Source organism: Streptomyces sp. NPDC006516, assembly GCF_040611875.1.
Lineage (GTDB): Bacteria > Actinomycetota > Actinomycetes > Streptomycetales > Streptomycetaceae > Streptomyces.
Genome location: NZ_JBEXPD010000001.1, coordinates 1,177,412 through 1,196,761 on the forward strand (window position 1 = coordinate 1,177,412; position 19,350 = coordinate 1,196,761).

A 19,350-nucleotide genomic window follows, 5' to 3' on the forward strand; every position below is an offset into this window, starting at 1 on the left:
ATGGCGGAGGGGGAGGGGGCGATACGGCTCAGGCCGCCGCGCGACAGGCTGGATCCGCGGGCCGTCGGCTGGTGGAGAGCCCAGTGGCTGCTGCTGACCGCGGCGCCGGTGGCGGTCCTGGGCATCCTGGGGGCGTTCATCGCTCAGGCGAGGTTCTGGCTGCTGGTGCCGGCCGCCGTCCTCGCGGGTGCCGGCCTGCTGTGCGCCGCCCTCTTCCCCTTCTGGTGGTACCGCACCCACCGCTGGGAGGTCACCGATGACGCGGTCTACGTGAGCACCGGGGTCCTCCTGCGGGAGTGGCGGATCGCGCCGATGTCCCGCATCCAGACCGTGGACACCGTCCGGGGCCCCCTGGAACAGCTCTTCGGGCTGGCCACGGTCACCGTCACCACCGCGTCCGCCAAAGGCGCCGTGCGCATCGAGGGACTTGCCCACGAGGCCGCGGCCTCGCTCGCCGAGCGGCTGGCCCGCATCACCCAGGACACCCCCGGGGACGCCACGTGAGCACGGCTGCCGGAGCCGACCCCGGCTGGCGCCGGCTCCACTTCCGTACGATCCTGGTCACCGCGCTGGTCACGGCGGGGGTCGCCGCGGGCGCCGCCGTGCCGGTCACGGTCGCGCTGTCCGGCCGCCTCGGGTACGCGAGGGCCATCGGCTGGGAGCTGGCGGGGGCGGCGCTGCTGATCGGCTGCGCCGCCGCAGGGGACTACGTGCGCTGGCGGCGCACCCGGTACCGGATCGGCACCGAGCGCGTCGATCTGCACACCGGGCTCCTCCTGGTGAAGCGCCGCTCGCTGGCCCGCGAGCGGATCCGCAGCGTCGATCTCACCGCTCACCCGCTGCTGCGGGTCCTCGGGCTGGTCACGGTGCGCATCGGCACCGGGGAGCAGGGCGGTGACTCCACCCTGGAGCTCGATCCCGTCACCCGCGCGGAGGGCGAGCGGCTGCGCCGAGAACTGCTCGACCGTGGAGCCCCGCGGACCCCCGGGACGCACCGGGAGGGCGAGCTCGCCACGCTCGACCCCCGCTGGATCCGCTACGCCCCCGTGTCCTTCGTCGCGCCCATGCTCGGCGGCGCCGCCGCGGGCGGTGTCCTCCAGGTCAGCGAGTGGGTCGGCGCCCAGGGGGAGGTCATCGACTGGGTCGCCGACCGCTTCCGGGACACCCCGCTGCTCTGGGCGATCGCCGTGCTGGTCCTGGCCGCCCTCGTCGCCGGTGTGGTCGGCGCACTCGGGCTCTGGATCGAGATGTGGTGGAACTACCGGCTGGAACGCGAACCGGGCGGCACCCTCCGGGTCCGGCGAGGACTGTTCACCTCGCGTTCCCTGTCCGTCGAGGAGCGCCGGCTGCGCGGGGTGGACCTGGTGGAGCCGCTGGGCGTACGGCTGGTGGGCGCGGCCCGGGTGGACGCGATCACCACCGGCCTGACCAAGGACGAGGAGTCGCGGAGCGGCGACCACAACACCCTGCTGCCGGCCGCGCCCCGCGCCGTGGCCGACGCCATCGCGGCCGAGGTCCTGCGGGAGCCCGGCGCCCCGACCGGTGCCGCGCTCACGGCCCACCCCCGCGCCGCCCGTGGCCGGCGGCTGCGCCGTGCCGTGGCCGTGGCGCTCGTGCCCGTGCTGGTCCAGGCCGTCCTCGGGGTTCTGCTGACACCCGTACTGCTGTGGACCGCGCTCGCCTGCGGCGTGCTGTTCCTGCCGCTCTCCGTGCTCCTGGGCCTCGACGCGTACCGGTCGCTGGGCCACACGCTCAGCGGCGGTTATCTGGTCACTCGCTCCGGGACGGTCCGGCGTTCCACGGCGGCCCTCCAGCGGGCCGGGGTGATCGGGTGGACGGTGAAGCAGTCCTGGTTCCAGCGAAGGGCCGGGCTGCTGAGCGTCACCGCCACGACGGCGGCCGGAGGCGGCGCCTACACGGCGCGCGACACGGACGCGTCCGAGGGTCTCGCCTTCGCGTCCGAGGCCGTCCCGGGGCTGCTGGAACCGTTCCTGGACCGCGGCTGAGCGGCTCGGGCGCGCCCTTGGCCCGGCTCCTGCCGCCTCGTGCGGGCTGCCGGCTCGTACCGGGCCCGCGGTGTCAGCGGGCGAGCAGCGTGGTGGCGCCGAAGGCCGGGATGCCGGCCGGTGGGGGAGCGTCCCGTGCCGCCGGAGCGGGATGCCCGGCGGCCAGCACGTAGAGCGGGACGTGACCGGTGTTGTCCAGGCCGCAGCGGCCGGCGAGCTCGGAGTCCCTGAAGGCGCCGGTCTGGGCAGGGCCGAGGCCGAGGGCCGTCGCGGTCAGGGCGAAGGTCTGCCCCAGGTGCCCGGCGTCCAGCAGGCAGACGCGGTATGCGCGGGGCGTCGGGTACTTCGCGCTCATCCGCTCCAGCCGCGCTGCGAGGACGACCAGGAAGGCGGGCCGTGCCGCCCACTCCTGATCGGCACAGAGACGGGCGGCCTCCGCGGGCGTGAAGCCCTCGGAGAGCAAGGCGAGACCGTGCCGCAGGCCGTCGTAGTGATACCAGCCAGGGTCGAGGCCCTCGACGTCCAGGACGCCCACGTACGCGTCGATCTCCTGACGGGAGCCGCCCTGCGGACTGGTGCGCCGGTACAGGGCGCCCCGCCCGCAGTCGATGAAGTCGACCGGTCCGAAGACCACGGACAGCAGAGCGGCCAGGGTCTCCGCCGGCACCGGCCCGCCGGTGAAGTCGCGGTGGGTGCGGCGCTCGTACAGCACCTGCTCGAACGGCGTCCCGAGCCCCGCCGGTCTGCGAGGGAGCAGGAGGAGGGGCGCTCGCGGATGGTCCGTGAACAGGGGAGGCGGTAGGGGTGCGGGCGCGGCCCCGGCCGGCTCCACGGCCTGCGTGGTGCTCCCCGGATGCGCGCCCGGCTCTCCGGATGCGACGAGGGACAGCGGATTCCCGGCTTCGACGACGGCCGGCGGGTTCCCGGCGGACGCGGGGCTCGGGGGCCCTGCGGCGTCCGGGGGGTCGTACACGTCCTGCGTGGCGTAGTGGAAGAACGACGCCTCGGGCATCCATGAACCCCATCGCGCCGCGATCTCCTCGTCCCGGTGTGCGGCTGCGCCGCCGTGCTCCAGGAGGGCCCCGCTCCGCACCAGCGTCTCGACGGCCTCCTCGACGGTGTCCCGGGTCAGATGGCCGAGCTCTCCGGCCGCCTCGGCGGCAGTGCCCCAGTCCTCGAAGGCGGCGAGGACCTCTGCGGCTGCCGGGTGCAGCGCCGTGGGGGTGCCGTGCGGGTGGGGGTGGACGACGAACGCGCCGTCATGCCAGTAGCAGGTCAGGCAACGGGAGCGGCGTAGACGCAAGGTGACTCCTCGGTACACGGGCGGCTGGAGGGAAGGAAGGCCGGGACATACGTGTGGGGCCGGGCAGGGGAGTGCCCGGCCCCACACGCGCGGTCACGCCTGGCGGTAGGCCCACGTCCAGTTCCAGGTGGAACCCTGACCGGCCGCGGGGCGGTCGGCCCGGACGGCGAAGCGGTGCTTCATCTCGATCCTGCGCATTATTCGACACCTCCTTTCGGGAACTCTCGTGCATGTGTCGCCGCGACGACTCCTCAATGACGCACCACGGAATTCCGACATGCAAGAGGCGCAATCGTCGATCACTCTTTCGTGGCGAAATCCTTGGCCCCGGATTCTCATTCGAGTTGCATTCGTGGGGAGTGTTGTCACGCACTGTCAACTCGTTTCGTATACCGGCGGGAGGGGTGATCGGCGCGTGCCCGTCCATATTCGAACGGCGTCGATCCCAGACGGGCAGGGTGGTCACGGAAGGTGCGAGTGGCACATCGCCGCTGTTCAGAGCGTTGTGTGGCGATCGCTTACCAATTTCTTTCAGTCTTTTTTCGGCTACCTGTCGGTGCGGATGAAGCTCTACCGGAGGTGTCATAGCGTGCGGTCATCGACGCTCGACGAGCAAACGCACTCCCGCTGTCCGGTCGGAGGCATGCGCACCGCTCCAACGGAATGCATTCCCGTGTGAAGGCATCCGGATGAACAAACCCGTTCCTTGTGCGGAGGGCGTCGGACCGCCGATTTATCAAAGGGGAAGCATGACCGTATTCTCGTCCAGCGAAATGGCGTCCGACGTGTTCGGCCGGCTCTTCGACGTGCTGCTGGAGGACGAGCAGTTCGTGGAGAAGGCGCGCAGGGAAGCGCTCTCGGTGCAGCTGGTGCACAGCAAGCCCGACTGCCGGATCTTCGTCTCGTCCGAGGGCGTCGTCCACGGGGAGCCGCCGTCCAAGGCCGCCATCACCCTCAAGATGTCCTGCGACACCGCGCACGCCCTGTGGATGGGCCGCCTGCTGGTGCCCGCCGCCATCGCGACCGGCAAGGTCCGGATCCGCGGCCGCATCGCCAAGGTGCTGGAACTCGTGCCGATGCTCCAGCCCGCCTTCGACAGCTATCCGGCGATCGCCGCGGAGTCGGGCGTCGGTGCCTGACCTTGCTGACCTTCCGAGACATCCCGACGACACCGACCAGGAAACCGAGGAACCCATGACCGTCGACGTACCGGCAGACCTCAGCCCAGAGCTCAACTTCGACACCTTGCCCCCGGAGGTACGGCAACTCAAGGAGGACGCCAGGCGGTTCGCGCAGGAGACCGTCAAACCTCTGGTCCAGCAGCTCGACCAGGCGCCGGCGGAGGACTTCGACTGGGACGTGATGCGCCGCGGCCACGAGATCGGCCTGACCCGGGCCGCCGTCCCCACCGACTACGGCGGCCTCGGCCTCGGGATGCTCGGGGTCGCCACCGCCCTGGAGGAAGTGGCGGCCGTGTGCCCCGGCACCGCGCTTGTCTTCGGTGCCACCATGCTCGGCCAGGCACCGCTCCTCCTCTCGGGCGACCCCCGCCTCCAGGCGCGGTACCTCCCGCTCTTCTCCGGCGACGAGCCGGTGCTCGCCTGCAACGCCGTCACGGAGGAGGACGCCGGGTGCGATCTGATCATCCCGGCCAACGCTCCGCACGCACGTAACGTCATGACCGCACGCCGGGACGGCGACCAGTACGTACTCACCGGCAAGAAGCGGTTCATCACCAACGCACGCTTCGCGGCCTTCGCCTCCGTGTTCGCGAACATGGAGGGCAGCCCGGGCGCCACCGGACTCACCTCCTTCATCGTGCCCCTGAACCTGCCCGGCGTCGTACGCGGCCCGGTCGCCGACAAGATGGGCTACCGGGCCTGCCTGGGAAGCGAGTTGGAGTTCGACGAGGTACGGGTGCCCGCCGAGAACATGATCGGCGGCGAGGGCGAGGGCATGCCCATCAACATGGCGCAGAGCAACATGGCCCGCGCCGCGGTCGCCGGCATCTCCACCGGGGTGGCCCGCGGCGCCCTCGAACAGGCCGTGGCCTGGGCGGGGGAACGGGTACAGGGCGGTGAACTGCTGCGCCGTCACCAGTTCACCGCGGCGAAGCTGGCAGACATGACCGCGAAGGTGGACGCGGCGCGCCTGCTGTACCTGCACGCGGCGAACACCGTGGACACCCAGCTTCCCCCGCCCGCCTACGAGCCCGCCGTGGCCAAGCTGTTCGCCGACCGCGCCGCCGTCGACGTCGCCGACGCCGCGCTCTCCCTCGTCGGCGCCCGGGGCTACCTCCGCTCGTACGGCGTGGAGAAGATGCTCCGCGACGCCTACGGCACCCGGATCTACGAGGGCACCCCCGAGGTGCTGGCACTCACGATCACCGAGAGCCTCTACGCCGAGGACGACGCCGAATGAACACCGCATTCCCGCGCGCGGGCGGTGACGGGCACGCCCGCACCACCATCCCGACCTCCGCGGACCCCTCGGGCTCCCGCGCCCTGCGCTACGTCGCCGACATCATCGAGCTGCACGAGCGGCTCAGCTACCGGCAGCTCCCGGCGGAGATCTCCGGCACCCCGCTGTACCACGCGGAGGACGTCCACAGCGGTCTGATCACCCTCACCGTACGGGACAGCCAGATCCCCGCCCGCTACCTCCGGGGGATCCTCGGCTTCCGGCTCGCCCAGTACCTGCGGCTCAGCTGGATCTCGGCCGACCTCGTCTACCGGACGGCCGCGTACCACGAACCGCTGCCCCGCCCGGGCCAGATGGAGAGCATCCACACGGTGACCCTCTGCTCGCGCACCGGGAGGATCCGGGGTTACGTCGGGCTGAGCTGTTCCGCCGACCCGGTCAGTCTCCCCCTCGACTCGCCCCGGCGCGCCCTGTTCCCGACCGAGGCCGCCCACGGTATCGACCTGCTCGGGCAGTACGCGCGTCTCGGGCTCGGGACCCACCAGGTCTTCGAGCTCAAACGCTTCCTGCGTGACCAGTCGATGCCCCTCGGCATCCAGCACGACCGGGTGCCGTGGCACCTCATGCTCGGCATGGGCGAGGCGATGATCCAGCTCGACGACGCGATCCGCCTCGTGCTCGGCGACGCCAAGGAACACGTGGCCCTGCGCCACCTGCGTCTGGCCGGTTTCGACCTGCACGTCGTCGAGGACACGTCCCCGAGCCTGCCCTCGTCGGACCCGCTGGCGCCCATCTACCATCAGGGCGTCCTCGCCAAGCCCTTCGTCGCGCCGGTGCCCGAGGACCTGCCCTGGTACCGCGACGTCGTCCGCTCCTACATGGACGGCAGCAGCGACCTGACCTCGTACCACGAGATGGTGGCCCGGCTCGCCGGGCGCAGGCAGGCGAACGGCGGCTCCATGATCCCCCGCCAGCGTGGGGGTGCCGCATGACCCTGGAACACCTGGGCCGTACGCCGGCCGAAGGGGAATCGGGACCCCACAGTCTCTTCTACGACGAACTGGTCACCCGGAACGCGGGCGTCGTGTCGGCGGGGGAGCAGTCGGCGCTGCGCCATGCCACGATCCTGGTGGCGGGCTGCGGGTCGATCGGTGGCGCGGCCGTGGAGCCGTTGACGCGGCTCGGGGTACAGCGCTTCGTCGTGGCGGACCCGGGGACCTTCGAACTGAACAACCTCAACCGCCAGAGCGCCGTCGCCGCCGACATCGAGCAGAACAAGGCCGCCGGCGCGGCGGAACGCATCATGTCGATCAACCCGCACGCCCGGGTCACCGTGTTCACCGAAGGGGTGACCGCGTCGACGGTGCAGCGCCTCACCGCGCCGAGCCAGCTCGTCATCGACGGGGTGGACGTCACCACCCTCGACGGATGGCGCGCCAAACACCTGCTGCACCGCGTGGCCGTCCAGCGGAGGCTACCCCTCATCACCGGCTGGGACATGGCCGGAACCCAGTACGTGCGCTGCTACGACTACCGCCGCCTGCGCGAACCCTTCGACGGGGCGATCACCGTCGAGGACATCGAGAGGGTGGACACCTGGGAACTCCTGCGGCGGGCGGTGCCGTTGCACAGGGTCCCCGCCGAGATGCTGGCGGAGATCCGGGCCAACCACACGCGCACGGACTACAGCTTCCCGCAGGTCGCCTACACCGCGACGGCGTTCGGCGTACTGAGCTCGCACATGGCGGTGCGTGTGCTGGCGGGCAGGCGCGTGCGTCAGGAGATCGGTCTGGACGTGCACCAGCTGGCCCGGCCGCTTGGTGAGCGCTGGCTGACCCGGCTGCGGTGGCCCTTCGAACTGGCAGCCCTGGTGCCGCCGATGATCCGCGTCATGCGCGGCACGGGCGCGCGCTGAACCGACCGGGCACGCCTCACCGGCGCGCACCGAACCGACCGCGCACGGCTCACCGGCGGCGGTCTCGCGGCTCCCCTCCCGCGAGGCCGCCGCCGGTGTCAGGTTCGCGGCCCATCCACCAGGAAAAGGCAATCATGCATGTCTCCAAGCGGAACGTCCTGTGGACGTTCCTGTGCTGTGGCCTGGGCGTGGCCATGGTCTCCCTCGACAACCTGGTCGTCATCACCGCTCTGCCCGCGATCCGGGAGAGCCTCGGCGGCGACATCCAGCAACTCGAGTGGACCGTCAACGCCTACACCCTCACCTACGCCGTCCTCATGCTTCCCGGTGCCGCCCTGGGCGACCGGTTCGGGCGGAGGCGGATGTTCGTCGTGGGACTCGGCGTCTTCACCGCCGCGTCGGCAGCGGCGGCGCTCGCCCCCGGCATCGGCGCCCTCATCGCGGCCCGTGCCCTGCAAGGACTCGGCGCCGCCGCTCTGATGCCCCTCAACCTGACCCTGCTCACCGCCGTGGCCCCGGCGGCCCGCCGCGGCGCCGTCCTCGGCGCGCTCAGCGCAGTGGAGGGCCTGGCCATCGCGATGGGGCCGCTCGTCGGCGGGGTGATGGTGGAGCACCTGACCTGGCAGTGGATCTTCTGGATCAACGTGCCGATCGGGCTGGTCCTGCTGCCGCTCGGCCGATGGAAGCTCGCCGAGAGCCGCGGCCCCAACTCCCGCCTGGACCTGATCGGGACCGTGCTGGCCGGCGTCGGTCTGTTCGGCATCGTCTTCGGCCTCATCCAGGGCCCCACGGACGGCTGGACCAGTCCCCTCGTCCTGACCGCGCTGGCCGGCGGCGCCCTCGTCCTGGTTGCGTTCGTCGCCTGGGAACTCCGCACGGACATGCCCATGTTCCCGATGCGGCTGTTCCGCCACCGGACCTTCAGCGGGATGAACGCCGCGGGGCTGCTGATGTTCGCCGGCATGTTCGGCTCGGTCTTCCTGCTCACCCAGTTCTTCCAGGGCCCGCGCGGCTACTCCCCGATGGAGGCGGGGCTGCGCATCCTGCCCTGGACCGCGGTACCGATCTTCGTCGCGCCGCTGGTCGGGTTCCTCTCCGACCGGATCGGCAGCCGGGTCATCGTCGCGATCGGTCTGACCTTCCAGGCCTGCGGGCTCGGCTGGATCGCCTCCCGTGTGTCGCCGGACGTGGACTACGTCTCCCTGATCCCGGCCCTGGTCATGTGCGGGCTCGGCATGACCTTCTACTTCTCCCCGACCGCGAACCTGGTGATGAGCTCGGTCGACGCCCAGGACCGGGGGATGGCCTCGGGCGCGGTCAACTCGCTGCGGGAGCTGGGCGGTGTCCTCGGAGTCGCCGTACTGGCTTCCGTGTTCACCGCGCACGGCGAACTCACCACGCCGGACGGGTTCACCGGCGGCATGGTCCCCGCCCTGTGGACCGGTGCGTGCCTCATCGCCGTCGGCGCGCTCGCCGTCCTGACGACGCCGCGACGGCCGGGCACGGGCCGGGCCGCCGGAAGGGACGCGGGCCTGAAGATCTCCGGCGCCGAGAGCGCCCAGGCCTGACGCCGGCGCGCCGAAGCCTGACGCCGACGCCGGCGTCACCGAAAGCCCCGACCACCAAGGCGTTCTTCCACGCTCAGCACGAAGGGAGAGACCGATCACCGCATCTGTCCGCGTTCTGCTCGTCGACGACCGTGCCATCACCCGGACCGGCATCCGGGCCATCCTCGACCAGGATCAGGGCATCGAGGTGGCCGGTGAAGCCGCCGACGCCGCCGAGGCCGAGCGGGAGGTGCTGCGCCTCGGGCCCGCGGTGGTGCTCGCCGACGCACAGTCGCCCGGTCTCGACGTCGTCGGATTGGTCAGGGCACTGGCCACACGCCACGGGGACTCGATGCCGGCGGTCCTGCTGACCGCCCAGGGCACCGACGGCACCGCGAGAGAAGCCCTGCGCGCCGGCGCCACGGGAGTGGTGCTGAGCAGCGCCACACCGGAACAGCTGGTGGCCGCCGTCCACATGGTCGCGGCGGGGTACGCCGTCCACGTCGCCCCCGGACTCCGGCACGGCGACGCCGGCCAGGAGCCCTGGCCGGTGACGGTCCCCCGCCCGGGGGCGGGCGCGGACCGCGCACGTGCGGATCTGCTGACCCGACGCGAGCGAGAAGTGCTGCAACTCCTCGCCCACGGCCTCAGCAACGCCGAGATGGCCGCCGAACTCGTGGTGAGCGAGAGCACCGTCAAGTCCCACGTGCAGAACCTGCTCGACAAGCTGCACCTGCGCAACCGGGTGCATGCCGTGATCTACGCACACCGGACGGGCCTGGTGTCCACCGCCTGCGGTTGCTCCGGCCAGCCGAGGGCCGCAGCGGCGTGAGTGCGGGCGAGGACCGCGTGTATTCCGGCCGGAGCAGCGCGAGCCGGCCCCGACCGCGTGACTCCGGCCGGAGCGGTGTGAGTCGGCCAGGGGGCCGCGTGAGTACCGTTCGATGACCGCGTGGGTACGGCCGAAGCCCACCCACCCGTGGAGCCCCTGCCGGACCGGCGTCCGGCAGGGGCTCCACGGTCAGCCCAGCGCTTCCAGCAGGTAACCGCGCCTGCTGGCGGTGCGGAGCCGCAGTCCCAGGGGCAGGAGACGGCGCCGGATCCGCATCACGTGCAGGTCCAGGGCGTTCCGGCTTGCCGTGCTGCCCCGCGTGCTCAGGAGCGTGAGCAGCTCGTCTCGGGCCACCAGGCTGCCGAAACGCTGCACCAGGGGCCGTAACAGGTACATCTCGGTCGGGGACACGGGCACCACGCGGCTGCCGTACCTGAGCAGTCCGTCATGGTCCAGCGCCGGAACGTCGTGCGACGAGGCCCTGGCACGCAGCGCGGAGATGCGTGCGGCGAAGTCCTCCCGCGTGATCGGGGACCGGACCCAGTCCTCCCGCACGTCCGTCGACACGGGTGGCGTCGCCCCGTTCTCGATCACGAGGAGGCGGAGGACGCCCTTGTGCCGGAAGTGCTCCAGCTTCGACGCTTCGAGGGGCCAGCGGACTACTTGAACCTGTTCCTCGGCCGAGGACGGGTGAGGCCTTTTGGTGTGCGGCACGAATCTCCCTTTCCGGTTTTTGCATGAGAACGGGAATGCCGGAGCCCCTGGCCTCATAGTGCATTGCTTTATTTTTGAAGTGCACGGGGCCAAGGTGCGGGGAACTGTTCTCTGCAGCCTCTTTCTTTACTATGCAGCATTCCTGAGCGTGGTGGCAATAAGCAATAATCGAAGGCATAGTACGACAAGTCAGAAAGAATTTGATCATGGTGCTGAGCTCGGCATACTGTACGCGCAAAGGGGGTGAAGTGCTCTCTTCGCCGTTTGATTCTGCGCCCCCTGCGCCCCCCTGACAGGAGAGACTCCGCTAAAAGGGGGAGTCGATAATTCGACAGAACAGCCGAGGCGGGGAGGGGGTGCTGTCGCTTAGCTTGAGTTGCGGTTGCGGCGAGAGGAATCTGCAGCCGGTAACTCGTCTCTGTCTTGTGGCATTCTGTGCGCCCGTCCGGGGTCTACGGCATTTTCAAGCCACACGCGGTGCAAAGGAATGGGGAGCTGGTATGTGTGTGACTGTGGAAACGAATGCATTTCAGGGCGGGGAGGAGAGTGGCCGGGGAGGTGGCCGGGACGGCACAACCGGTCCGGGTCCGGAGGCCCTGGGGGACACGGACGCCGTCACGCGCCCAGCAGCGCACGACGAGCCGGCCCAGGTGGCGGGCGCCCTCGATCTGATGCTCGCCGTGGCACGGCTCACCGTCGCGGGACTCAGCAGGCGCGCATGGTCGGCCGAGGGTGCGGGCGAGAGGGGCCGTCGTGCGGCGTACGGACGGTGAGACCGCGCGTCGCCGCGGCGGGCCGGTGAACGACGTACTGGTGACGGGCATGGGGGCCACGACCCCGCTCGGCGCCGATGTCCCAGGCACCTGGAACGGGCTGCTGGCGGGCCGGTCCGGCATCACGCCGATCGCCGCCCCCTGGGTCACACAGCTGCCGGTCCACATCGCCGGCACCATGCTCCAGGACCCCTACGCCGAGGTGGACCGCGTACAGCGGCGACGGCTGGACCGGAGCCAGGCTGCGGCGCTGGTCGCGGCCAGGGAGGCATGGTCCGACGCGGGGCCGCCCGAGGTCGAACCCGAACGACTGGCCGTCGTCGTGGGCACCGGCATCGGCGGAGCGCTGACCATACTGGACCAGCACGACCGGATGGGGGAGCGGGGACAGCGCGCGGTGTCCCCCTACACCGTCCCCAGGCTCATGCCCAACGGCCCTTCGGCGGTGGTGAGTCTGCTGCTCGGGGCGCGGGCGGGAACCCATGCCCCGACCAGCGCCTGCGCCTCGGGTGCCGAGGCGATCGCCGTCGGGGCCCTGCTCATCCGCGCAGGCCGCGCCGATGTGGTCGTGGCCGGAGGCACGGACGCCTGCATCCATCCGCTGTCGCTCGGCGCCTTCGCGCAGATGCGCGCGCTGTCACTGCGCAACGACGCCCCCGAGCAGGCCTCCCGGCCGTTCGACCGGCAGCGGGACGGCTTCGTGATGTCCGAGGGTGCGGGAATGGTCGTCCTGGAGCGTGGCGACTTCGCGCGGGCGCGCGGCGCCCGTGTGCACGCGGCGCTGGCCGGGGCCGGTGTCACGTCCGACGCCCACGACATCACGCTGCCCGACTCCGCGGGGCAGGCACGCGCCATCGAGGAGGCCCTGCGCGACGCGGGGCTGACGGGCGGTGACATCGGGCACGTCAACGCACACGCGACCGGGACGCCGCAGGGGGACGTCGCCGAGTCCCGGGCGCTGACAGCCGCCGTGGGGAATCATCCGGTGGTCACCGCCGCCAAGTCCGCCACCGGCCATCTCCTCGGCGCCTCGGGAGCCCTGGAGGCGATCCTCACGGTGCTCGCTCTCACGGAGTCGATCGTGCCCCCGGTGCGCAACCTCGAGAAGCCGGGCGACGGCATCGAACTGGACCTGGTGACCGGTGCCCCTCGCACGATCGGCGCCACCGCGGCGTTGTCGACGTCCTTCGGCTTCGGCGGCCACAACGTGGTGCTGACCTTCACTCGTGACTGAGCTCCCGGCGGGCGCGCCGCCCGCCCCGCCCCGGAGCCGTGGACCGGGGGATGCGGCCGCATCACCAGCGGGCAGCCGCCCGCCCTCGCACCGCGACGAGGTGGCCGGCGACCTCGTCAGGATGCGTGAGCTGGGGATAGTGGCCGGCCGACGCGATCTCGGTGACCGGAAGTCCGGTCGGCTCGGCCAGGGGGTCCCGCGCCCCGACGACGAGTTCCACGGGCACCTCGACACGCGACAGGGCACTCCGAAGAGCATCGCGCCGGCCGTAGGCCGAGCGCAGTGCCGCGACGACCCTGACCGCCGCGCCCGAACGCCGCAGGTCCGCCACCGGGCCCTCCAGGTAACCGTCGTGCGGCAGTCCGAGCGATCCCGCCAGCCGTTCGGCGGTCATCCGGCGCAGTACCGGCACGGCGAGAGGGGAGCGCATCAGCCATGAGGACGGCGGCTGGAGGAAGGCCGGGGAGACGAGGACCAGTGCCCCCACCCGCCCGGGATGCCTGAGCGCGTAACGCAGGGCCGGTCCGCAGGAGTAGGAGTGCGCGACCAGGACCGGCCGGCTGCTGAGCGGCTCCAGGAAGGCCGCCAGCCAGTCGTCGTGGGACTGCCGGGCGGGCGCCGACCGTCCGAACCCCGGCAGATCGGCGGACAGGGAGGAGTCGTCCACCCGGTCGGCCACCCCCGACCAGGAGTCCGCGTCGACGGGAAGGCCATGCAGGAAGACGTAGCCCGGCCGCTCCCGGTCGCCGATCACCCACGTCCTGTCCTCACCCACCTGCTGGAATCCGTACGGCGAGCGGGGTGCCCGGACCCGGCCGAAGCGCGCGGCCACCAGATCGTCGGTCCATCCGCGCAGGGCGTCGCCCACGGGAGGCATCTCCAGATCGCAGGACGCGGCGAACTTGCGTGCGGGCGAGGTGTCGTACCGGTCGGTGGAGAGGAAGGAGAGCGTCTCGGGGTCAGCCTTGGTGAGGGCACGGGGCAGCCGCTTCAGGAGCTGCACGGGAACGAAGCGGCGCGGAGCCCGTAAGCCCATGTGCCCGGCGAGCAGTGAGACGAGCTGCGGCAGCGGGGGTGTGGTGTCGTCGAGCACCCAGTAGGTGTTGCCCGCGCTCTCCTCGTGCTCGGGAAGGGAGGCCAGGAACCGGACGAAGTAGTCGAGTTCGACGACGGGCAGGAAGATGTCCGGGCCGCCGGGCAGCGCGGCGAGAGTGCCCCGCCACAGCTCCTCGACCAGGTCCGCCAGGCCGACGTACTGTCCCGGGCCGATCACCGTGCTGGGGTTGGCGACGGTCAGCGGCACGCCCAGCTCACGGGCCCGGGCGCGTGCCGTCGCGTCCCCCTCGCGCTTGGATGCCTCGTAGGCGCCGTCCCGCCGGTAGTCCGGGGAGTCGGCGTCGGCCGCGGCCATGCGATAGCCGCTGATGTGCACCACCCGGCGCAGGTGCGGGCGGGCCGCGGCCCACTCGATCACATGCGCGGCGCCGTCCACGTTGACCGCCCTGGCTTCGGCCGGGTCGATGCCGAAGGCGAAGCGCGCCGCCGTGTTGTAGACGTCGCGCACGTCCTCCACACCCTCCTCCGGCAGGCCGAGTCCGGGGCGGGTGATGTCGGCGTGGACGACGGTCAGCCGGCCGGTGTCCACCCGCTGTTCCGCGAGCCATCGCGTCAGCCGGTCGCCGCTGCCGTGCACGGCGGCGGCGACGTCCTGGCCGCGGCGCAGGAGTTCCACCACCAGGGAGCGGCCGATGAAACCACCGGCACCGAGGACGACCGAGTTCGCGGGCATGCCATCTCCTTGCGGCCGGGCACGAGGTGACGTGTTGCGTCGGATGACGGAGCGGGCGGGAGGGCCCGCGCACGACCTCTGTCACCGTACCGGCAATCTCACTCTCCGTGAACAGTTATGGGCATGGAGTCACCCGAAAGCGCGTCGTACCGGCGGTGACAGCACATCAGCTCGCGTCCCGTCAGCACCGAGAGGCGCCCGTCCGAGCGGCGCCCGTCCGTGAGAAGCCCGTCCGTGAGAAATCCCCACCCGGGAGGCACCTCCATGCAGATCCCTCATCTCCGCCGCACCGTCCGCGCCCATCCGGCAGACCGGGAGCACCGGCCCCGGCGTCGGCCCCGGCGTCGGTCGCGCCGGCCGGCCGTGACGATACTCCTCGGCCTCCTGCTCCTCCTCGCAGCGGTCTCCGCTCCGGACGGCAGGCCCCTGCGCACCGCCTACTCCGGAGGAGAGGCCGATGCCGGACACTCCCGCTGGGAGCGCGCCTTCGTCGCATCCGTCGACCATCCCGACGCGCCGCCCCCCGGCGCCGATGACTGGAGCTGCGAACCGGGCGCGCGCCACCCCAGGCCCGTCGTCCTCGTGCACGGCACGTACGAGAACGCCTTCAGCAACTGGAGTGCTCTGGCGCCCCGTCTCAGGGCCGAGGGCTACTGCGTCTTCGCCGGCAACTTCGGAGCCCCGCGAGGCGACGTGGTCAAGGGCCGTGCGGCCGTCCCCCGGTCCGCCGCCGAGCTCGCCCGCTTCGTCGACCGGGTCCTCGACCGGACCGGAGCCCGCCAGGTCGATCTGGTCGGCCACTCCCAGGGTGGCGGCATCCTGCCGCGCTACTACCTGAAGTTCGCGGGCGGTACGGAACCCGGCGACCCTGATCGCAACAAGGTCCACCATCTGATCGGCATCGCGCCCGCCAATCACGGAAGCACCGTCTCAGGGCTCGCCACTCTCGCCCGGCGGCTGCACATCCTCGCCCCGGCAGCGGAATTCGGTGGTCAGGCCCTGGCCGACCAGACGATCGGCTCGGCGGTCAACCGGCGGCTCGACGCCGGCGGCGACACCATGCCCGGCGTGCGGTACACGACCGTGGTCACCCGGCGGGACAGGATCGTCACTCCCTACGAGCGCCAGTACCTCAGCCCCGCCCCCTCCGGCGGTCCGGTCACCAACATCACCGTCCAGGACGTGTGCCCAGGGAACCGGGCCGGGCACATGGGCAGCCCGTACGACTCTGTCGTCCTGCGACTGGTGAGCAACGCCCTCGACCCCGCAGCCGCGCGGCGGCCCGACTGCGCCGACGCGCCCGGGAAGCGGAGCTGAGGCTCGCCCTCCAGGCGGACGGTGACCTCCAGGGCGTTCCCGGCCACCGGTCACGGTGTGGGTGGACACGCTGTCCTGCCGGGGCCGCCGGCCCCGGCACGGCAGGAGGCCCTGCCTCCGCTCCGGGGAGCGAGGCAGGGCCTCCGTGTGTGTCGCCTACGCCGAAGCCGGCGGATACAGCGCGCGCGGCAGCCGGGAAGCCGCCGCGGCGTCCAGCAGCCACAGCGTGCGGCTGCGGCCGTACGCCCCGGCGGCCGGGGCCTGGATCTCCCCCGCACCGGAGAGGGCGATCTCCGCCGCCTCCGCCTTGTCCTCACCCGCGGCCAGCAGCCACACCTCTCGCGCCGCGCGGATGGCGGGCAGCGTGAGGGTGACCCGGGTCGGAGGCGGCTTGGGGGCGCCGTGCACACCGACGACGGTGCGCTCGGTCTCCCGCACCGCGGGCAGCTCCGGGAAGAGCGACGCGACGTGGGTGTCCGGGCCGACGCCCAGCATCAGCACGTCGAACGTCGGCACGGGCCCGTGGTCCTCCGGGCCCGCCGCGGCGGCCAGTTCCGCCGCGTACCCGGCGGCCGCGGCATCCGCGTCGTCCCCGTACGGACCGTCCGACGCCGGCATCGCGTGGACCCGTGAGGGGTCCACTTCCACCTTGTCCAGCAGGGCCTCGCGGGCCTGCGTGACATTGCGTTCCGGATCGCCGTCGGGCAGGAACCGCTCGTCGCCCCACCACAGATCGAGCCGTGACCAGTCGATCGCGTCCCGCGCGGGCGAGGACGCGAGCGCGGCCAGCAGGCCGTTGCCGTTGCGCCCGCCGGTGAGCACCACCGATGCCGAGCCACGGGCGGCCTGGGCGTCCACGATCTTCGTGATCAGCCGGGCCGCCGCGGCCTGGGCCATCAGCTCCTTGTCGCGGTGCACGACGAGCTGCGGAGCACTCACTTCGACGCCGCCTTCTTGGCCGCCGCCTTCTTCGCGGCGGGTGCGGCCGCACCCGCCGGCTCGGGCCGCTTCTGACCCGTTCCGACCGACGAGGGTTCCGTGGGCCCGCCGAGGCGCTCCACGCCGAACTTCACCGTGGCCTCGTAGATGTTGTCCGGGTCCAGACGGCGCAGCTCCTCGGCGAGGAGCTCGGCGGTCTCCCGCCGCTTGAGCGCCACCGCGCGGTCCGGCTGTCCGGCCATGCAGAGCGTGGCCAGCGAGCCGTCGGGGCGGTCGAGAACGATCGTGCCGTTCTTCGTCTCCATCCGGACGGCCGTCAGACCGGGGCCGCCCGAGAGGGTGCGCTCGACCGGTACGCCGAGCCGGTCCGCGAGCCACATGGCCAGCAGTTCGCAGCTCGGGTTGTCGGACTCGCCCTCCACCGTCGCCGAGACGACCTGCGCCGGCTGCTGGTCGAGCGCCGCCGCCAGCATCGAGCGCCACGGCGTGATGCGCGTCCAGGCCAGGTCGGTGTCGCCCGGCCGGTACGTCGCCGCGCGCACCGCCAGCTCGTCGAGCGGGTGCTCGGCGGAGTAGGTGTCGGTGATGCGGCGCTGGGCCAGCGCGCCCAGAGGGTCCCTGGCCGGATCGGCCGGGGCGTCCTCGGGCCACCAGACCACGACCGGGGCGTCCGGCAGCAGCAGCGGCAGGACGACCGACTGGGCGTGGTTGGCCAGCTCACCGTGCAGACGCAGCACGACGGTCTCGCCCGATCCCGCGTCGGAACCGACCCGGATCTCGGCGTCGAGCCGTGCGTCGCGCCGTGCGCGCGGCGACTTGCTGACCCGCTTGATCACGGCGATGATCCGCGACGGGTGTTCGCGGGAGGACTCGCTCGCCGCGCGCAGCGCGTCGTAGGCGTTCTCCTCGTCGGTGACGACGACGAGCGTGAGCACCATGCCGATGGCGGGCGTGCCGATGGACCTGCGTGCCGACACCAGGGCTTGGTTGATCTTGCTGGACGTGGTTTCCGTGAGATCGATCTTCATGGCCGGCGCCAGCTCCGTCCGTCGCGTGCGAGCATCTCGTCCGCCTCGGCGGGGCCCCAGGTTCCGGCCGCGTACTGGGCGGGCTTGCCGTGCTTGTCCCAGTACTCCTCGATCGGGTCGAGGATGTTCCAGGAGAGCTCGACCTCCTGGTGGCGTGGGAAGAGGTTGGCGTCGCCGAGCAGGACATCGAGGATGAGCCGCTCGTACGCCTCCGGGCTGGACTCGGTGAAGGACTCGCCGTAGGCGAAGTCCATCGTGACGTCCCGTACCTCCATGGACGTCCCCGGGACCTTGGAGCCGAACCGGACCGTGACCCCTTCGTCCGGCTGCACCCGGATGACCAGGGCGTTGCCGCCGAGCTCCTCCGTCGCGCCGGACTCGAAGGGCAGATAGGGGGCGCGCTTGAAGACGACCGCGATCTCCGTGACCCGGCGGCCGAGGCGCTTGCCGGTGCGGAGGTAGAACGGCACGCCCGCCCAACGGCGGTTGTTGATCGTCAGCTTGATCGCGGCGAAGGTGTCGGTCTTCGACTTGGGGTCGATGCCGTCCTCCTCCAGGTAGCCGAGCGCTTCCTGACCGCCCTGCCAGGCGTGCGCGTACTGGCCGCGCACCGTGTGCTTGCCCAGGTCCTCGGGCAGCTCCACCGCCGTGAGCACCTTGAGCTTCTCGGCGACCAGCGCCTTGGGGTGGAAGGAGCCGGGCTCCTCCATCGCCGTGAGCGCCAGCAGCTGGAGCAGGTGGTTCTGGATGACGTCGCGGGCCGCGCCGATGCCGTCGTAGTAACCGGCCCGGCCGCCGATGCCGATGTCCTCGGCCATCGTGATCTGGACGTGGTCGACGTACGACCTGTTCCAGATCGGCTCCCACATCGTGTTGGCGAAGCGCAGGGCCAGGATGTTCTGGACCGTCTCCTTGCCGAGGTAGTGGTCGATGCGGAAGACCTCGTTCGGCGGGAAGACGTCGTGCACGAGCTGGTTCAGCTCCTGCGCGCTCTCCAGGTCGTGGCCGAACGGCTTCTCGATGACGGCCCGGCGCCAGGAGCCTTCCTTCTGGTCGGCCAGCCCGTGCTTCTTGAGCTGCTGGACGACCTTGGGGAAGAACTTCGGCGGCACGGAGAGGTAGAAGGCGAAGTTGCCCCCCGTTCCCTGCGCCTTGTCGAGCTCCTCGATCGTGTTCTTGAGGGTGTCGAACGCCTCGTCGTCGTCGAAGTTGCCCTGGACGAAACGCATGCCCTGGCTGAGCTGCTGCCAGACCTCCTCGCGGAAGGGGGTCCGGGCATGCTCCTTGACGGCGTCGTGGACGACCTGGGCGAAGTCCTCGTCCTCCCAGTCGCGGCGCGCGAAGCCGATGAGCGAGAAGCCCGGCGGCAGCAGGCCGCGATTGGCCAGGTCATAGACGGCGGGCATCAGCTTTTTACGGGACAAATCGCCCGTGACGCCAAAGATCACCAGGCCCGACGGCCCCGCGATACGCGGGAGCCGTCGGTCCTGAGCGTCACGGAGCGGGTTGGCTCCGGGAACACCAGACAAGGT

Annotated in this window: 16 protein-coding genes; 10 read left to right on the forward strand and 6 right to left on the reverse strand. The window is 71.5% G+C overall.

Features of this window, described 5'->3' with window-relative positions:
* Positions 1-504: a PH domain-containing protein gene (locus ABZY45_RS05170; RefSeq protein ID WP_356736223.1), complete on the forward strand. Its 504-nt coding sequence runs from the start codon at positions 1-3 to the stop codon at positions 502-504.
* Positions 501-2,006, forward strand: coding sequence for a PH domain-containing protein (locus ABZY45_RS05175; protein WP_356736225.1), 1,506 nt, complete (start codon positions 501-503; stop codon positions 2,004-2,006). Before ABZY45_RS05170 ends, ABZY45_RS05175 begins: the two co-directional genes overlap by 4 nt.
* Positions 2,007-2,079: 73 nt before the next feature.
* Here ABZY45_RS05175 and ABZY45_RS05180 read toward each other — a convergent pair whose 3' ends face one another.
* Entirely contained in the window at positions 2,080-3,309 is a 1,230-nt protein-coding gene (locus tag ABZY45_RS05180; protein WP_356736227.1) for a SagB/ThcOx family dehydrogenase, read from the reverse strand.
* Between the two features lie 749 nt (positions 3,310-4,058).
* On the opposite strand from ABZY45_RS05180, the gene ABZY45_RS05185 reads away from it, so the two are divergent.
* The 6 genes from ABZY45_RS05185 to ABZY45_RS05210 all read left to right on the forward strand — a co-directional run bounded on the left by ABZY45_RS05185 (position 4,059) and on the right by ABZY45_RS05210 (position 10,024).
* On the forward strand, positions 4,059-4,448 hold the full coding sequence (locus ABZY45_RS05185) for a hypothetical protein (protein ID WP_356736229.1): 390 nt from the start codon (positions 4,059-4,061) through the stop codon (positions 4,446-4,448).
* 55 nt (positions 4,449-4,503) lie between these two features.
* Complete coding sequence (locus ABZY45_RS05190) at positions 4,504-5,730, forward strand: acyl-CoA dehydrogenase family protein (RefSeq protein ID WP_356736231.1); 1,227 nt, start codon at positions 4,504-4,506, stop codon at positions 5,728-5,730.
* Positions 5,727-6,722, forward strand: coding sequence for a hypothetical protein (locus ABZY45_RS05195; protein WP_356736233.1), 996 nt, complete (start codon positions 5,727-5,729; stop codon positions 6,720-6,722). The genes ABZY45_RS05190 and ABZY45_RS05195 overlap by 4 nt, the downstream gene beginning before the upstream one ends.
* The gene (locus ABZY45_RS05200) at positions 6,719-7,645 is read left to right on the forward strand and encodes a ThiF family adenylyltransferase (RefSeq protein ID WP_356736235.1); all 927 of its coding nucleotides are present in this window, start codon (positions 6,719-6,721) and stop codon (positions 7,643-7,645) included. Before ABZY45_RS05195 ends, ABZY45_RS05200 begins: the two co-directional genes overlap by 4 nt.
* Positions 7,646-7,779: 134 nt before the next feature.
* Positions 7,780-9,213, forward strand: a complete 1,434-nt coding sequence (locus tag ABZY45_RS05205) for an MFS transporter (protein WP_356736237.1) — start codon at positions 7,780-7,782, stop codon at positions 9,211-9,213.
* A 115-nt stretch (positions 9,214-9,328) separates the two neighbouring features.
* Positions 9,329-10,024: a response regulator transcription factor gene (locus ABZY45_RS05210; RefSeq protein WP_356736606.1), complete on the forward strand. Its 696-nt coding sequence runs from the start codon at positions 9,329-9,331 to the stop codon at positions 10,022-10,024.
* 189 nt (positions 10,025-10,213) lie between these two features.
* Here the strand turns inward: ABZY45_RS05210 and ABZY45_RS05215 are convergent, their stop codons facing one another.
* A complete protein-coding gene (locus tag ABZY45_RS05215) occupies positions 10,214-10,738 on the reverse strand; it encodes a winged helix-turn-helix domain-containing protein (RefSeq protein WP_356736239.1) in 525 nt (174 codons plus the stop codon).
* Positions 10,739-11,491: 753 nt separating this feature from the next.
* Here ABZY45_RS05215 and ABZY45_RS05220 point away from each other — a divergent pair.
* Positions 11,492-12,745 (forward strand): beta-ketoacyl-[acyl-carrier-protein] synthase family protein, encoded by a 1,254-nt coding sequence (locus tag ABZY45_RS05220; RefSeq protein ID WP_356736241.1) that lies wholly within the window; start codon positions 11,492-11,494, stop codon positions 12,743-12,745.
* Between the two features lie 61 nt (positions 12,746-12,806).
* Here the strand turns inward: ABZY45_RS05220 and ABZY45_RS05225 are convergent, their stop codons facing one another.
* Positions 12,807-14,534 (reverse strand): alpha/beta fold hydrolase, encoded by a 1,728-nt coding sequence (locus ABZY45_RS05225; RefSeq protein WP_356736243.1) that lies wholly within the window; start codon positions 14,532-14,534, stop codon positions 12,807-12,809.
* A gap of 363 nt (positions 14,535-14,897) precedes the next feature.
* On the opposite strand from ABZY45_RS05225, the gene ABZY45_RS05230 reads away from it, so the two are divergent.
* Positions 14,898-15,851: an alpha/beta fold hydrolase gene (locus ABZY45_RS05230; RefSeq protein WP_356736245.1), complete on the forward strand. Its 954-nt coding sequence runs from the start codon at positions 14,898-14,900 to the stop codon at positions 15,849-15,851.
* Between the two features lie 156 nt (positions 15,852-16,007).
* Here the strand turns inward: ABZY45_RS05230 and pgl are convergent, their stop codons facing one another.
* From pgl to zwf, 3 genes are read right to left on the reverse strand one after another with little or no spacing between them, the layout of a single operon-like run.
* Entirely contained in the window at positions 16,008-16,790 is a 783-nt protein-coding gene (gene pgl, locus ABZY45_RS05235) for a 6-phosphogluconolactonase (protein ID WP_356736247.1), read from the reverse strand.
* Positions 16,787-17,818: a glucose-6-phosphate dehydrogenase assembly protein OpcA gene (gene opcA / locus ABZY45_RS05240; protein WP_356736249.1), complete on the reverse strand. Its 1,032-nt coding sequence runs from the start codon at positions 17,816-17,818 to the stop codon at positions 16,787-16,789. Before opcA ends, pgl begins: the two co-directional genes overlap by 4 nt.
* The gene (gene zwf / locus ABZY45_RS05245; protein ID WP_356736251.1) at positions 17,815-19,347 is read right to left on the reverse strand and encodes a glucose-6-phosphate dehydrogenase; all 1,533 of its coding nucleotides are present in this window, start codon (positions 19,345-19,347) and stop codon (positions 17,815-17,817) included. The genes opcA and zwf overlap by 4 nt, the downstream gene beginning before the upstream one ends.
* Positions 19,348-19,350: the final 3 nt, after the last annotated feature.

Coding starts and splice junctions, on each gene's coding strand:
- ABZY45_RS05205 (WP_356736237.1), top strand. CDS start 7,780: ATGCATGTCTCCAAGCGGAACGTCCTGTGGACGTTCCTGTGCTGTGGC.
- ABZY45_RS05170 (WP_356736223.1), top strand. CDS start 1: ATGGCGGAGGGGGAGGGGGCGATACGGCTCAGGCCGCCGCGCGACAGG.
- opcA (WP_356736249.1), bottom strand. CDS start 17,818: ATGAAGATCGATCTCACGGAAACCACGTCCAGCAAGATCAACCAAGCC.
- ABZY45_RS05195 (WP_356736233.1), top strand. CDS start 5,727: ATGAACACCGCATTCCCGCGCGCGGGCGGTGACGGGCACGCCCGCACC.
- ABZY45_RS05225 (WP_356736243.1), bottom strand. CDS start 14,534: ATGCCCGCGAACTCGGTCGTCCTCGGTGCCGGTGGTTTCATCGGCCGC.
- ABZY45_RS05185 (WP_356736229.1), top strand. CDS start 4,059: ATGACCGTATTCTCGTCCAGCGAAATGGCGTCCGACGTGTTCGGCCGG.
- ABZY45_RS05190 (WP_356736231.1), top strand. CDS start 4,504: ATGACCGTCGACGTACCGGCAGACCTCAGCCCAGAGCTCAACTTCGAC.
- ABZY45_RS05200 (WP_356736235.1), top strand. CDS start 6,719: ATGACCCTGGAACACCTGGGCCGTACGCCGGCCGAAGGGGAATCGGGA.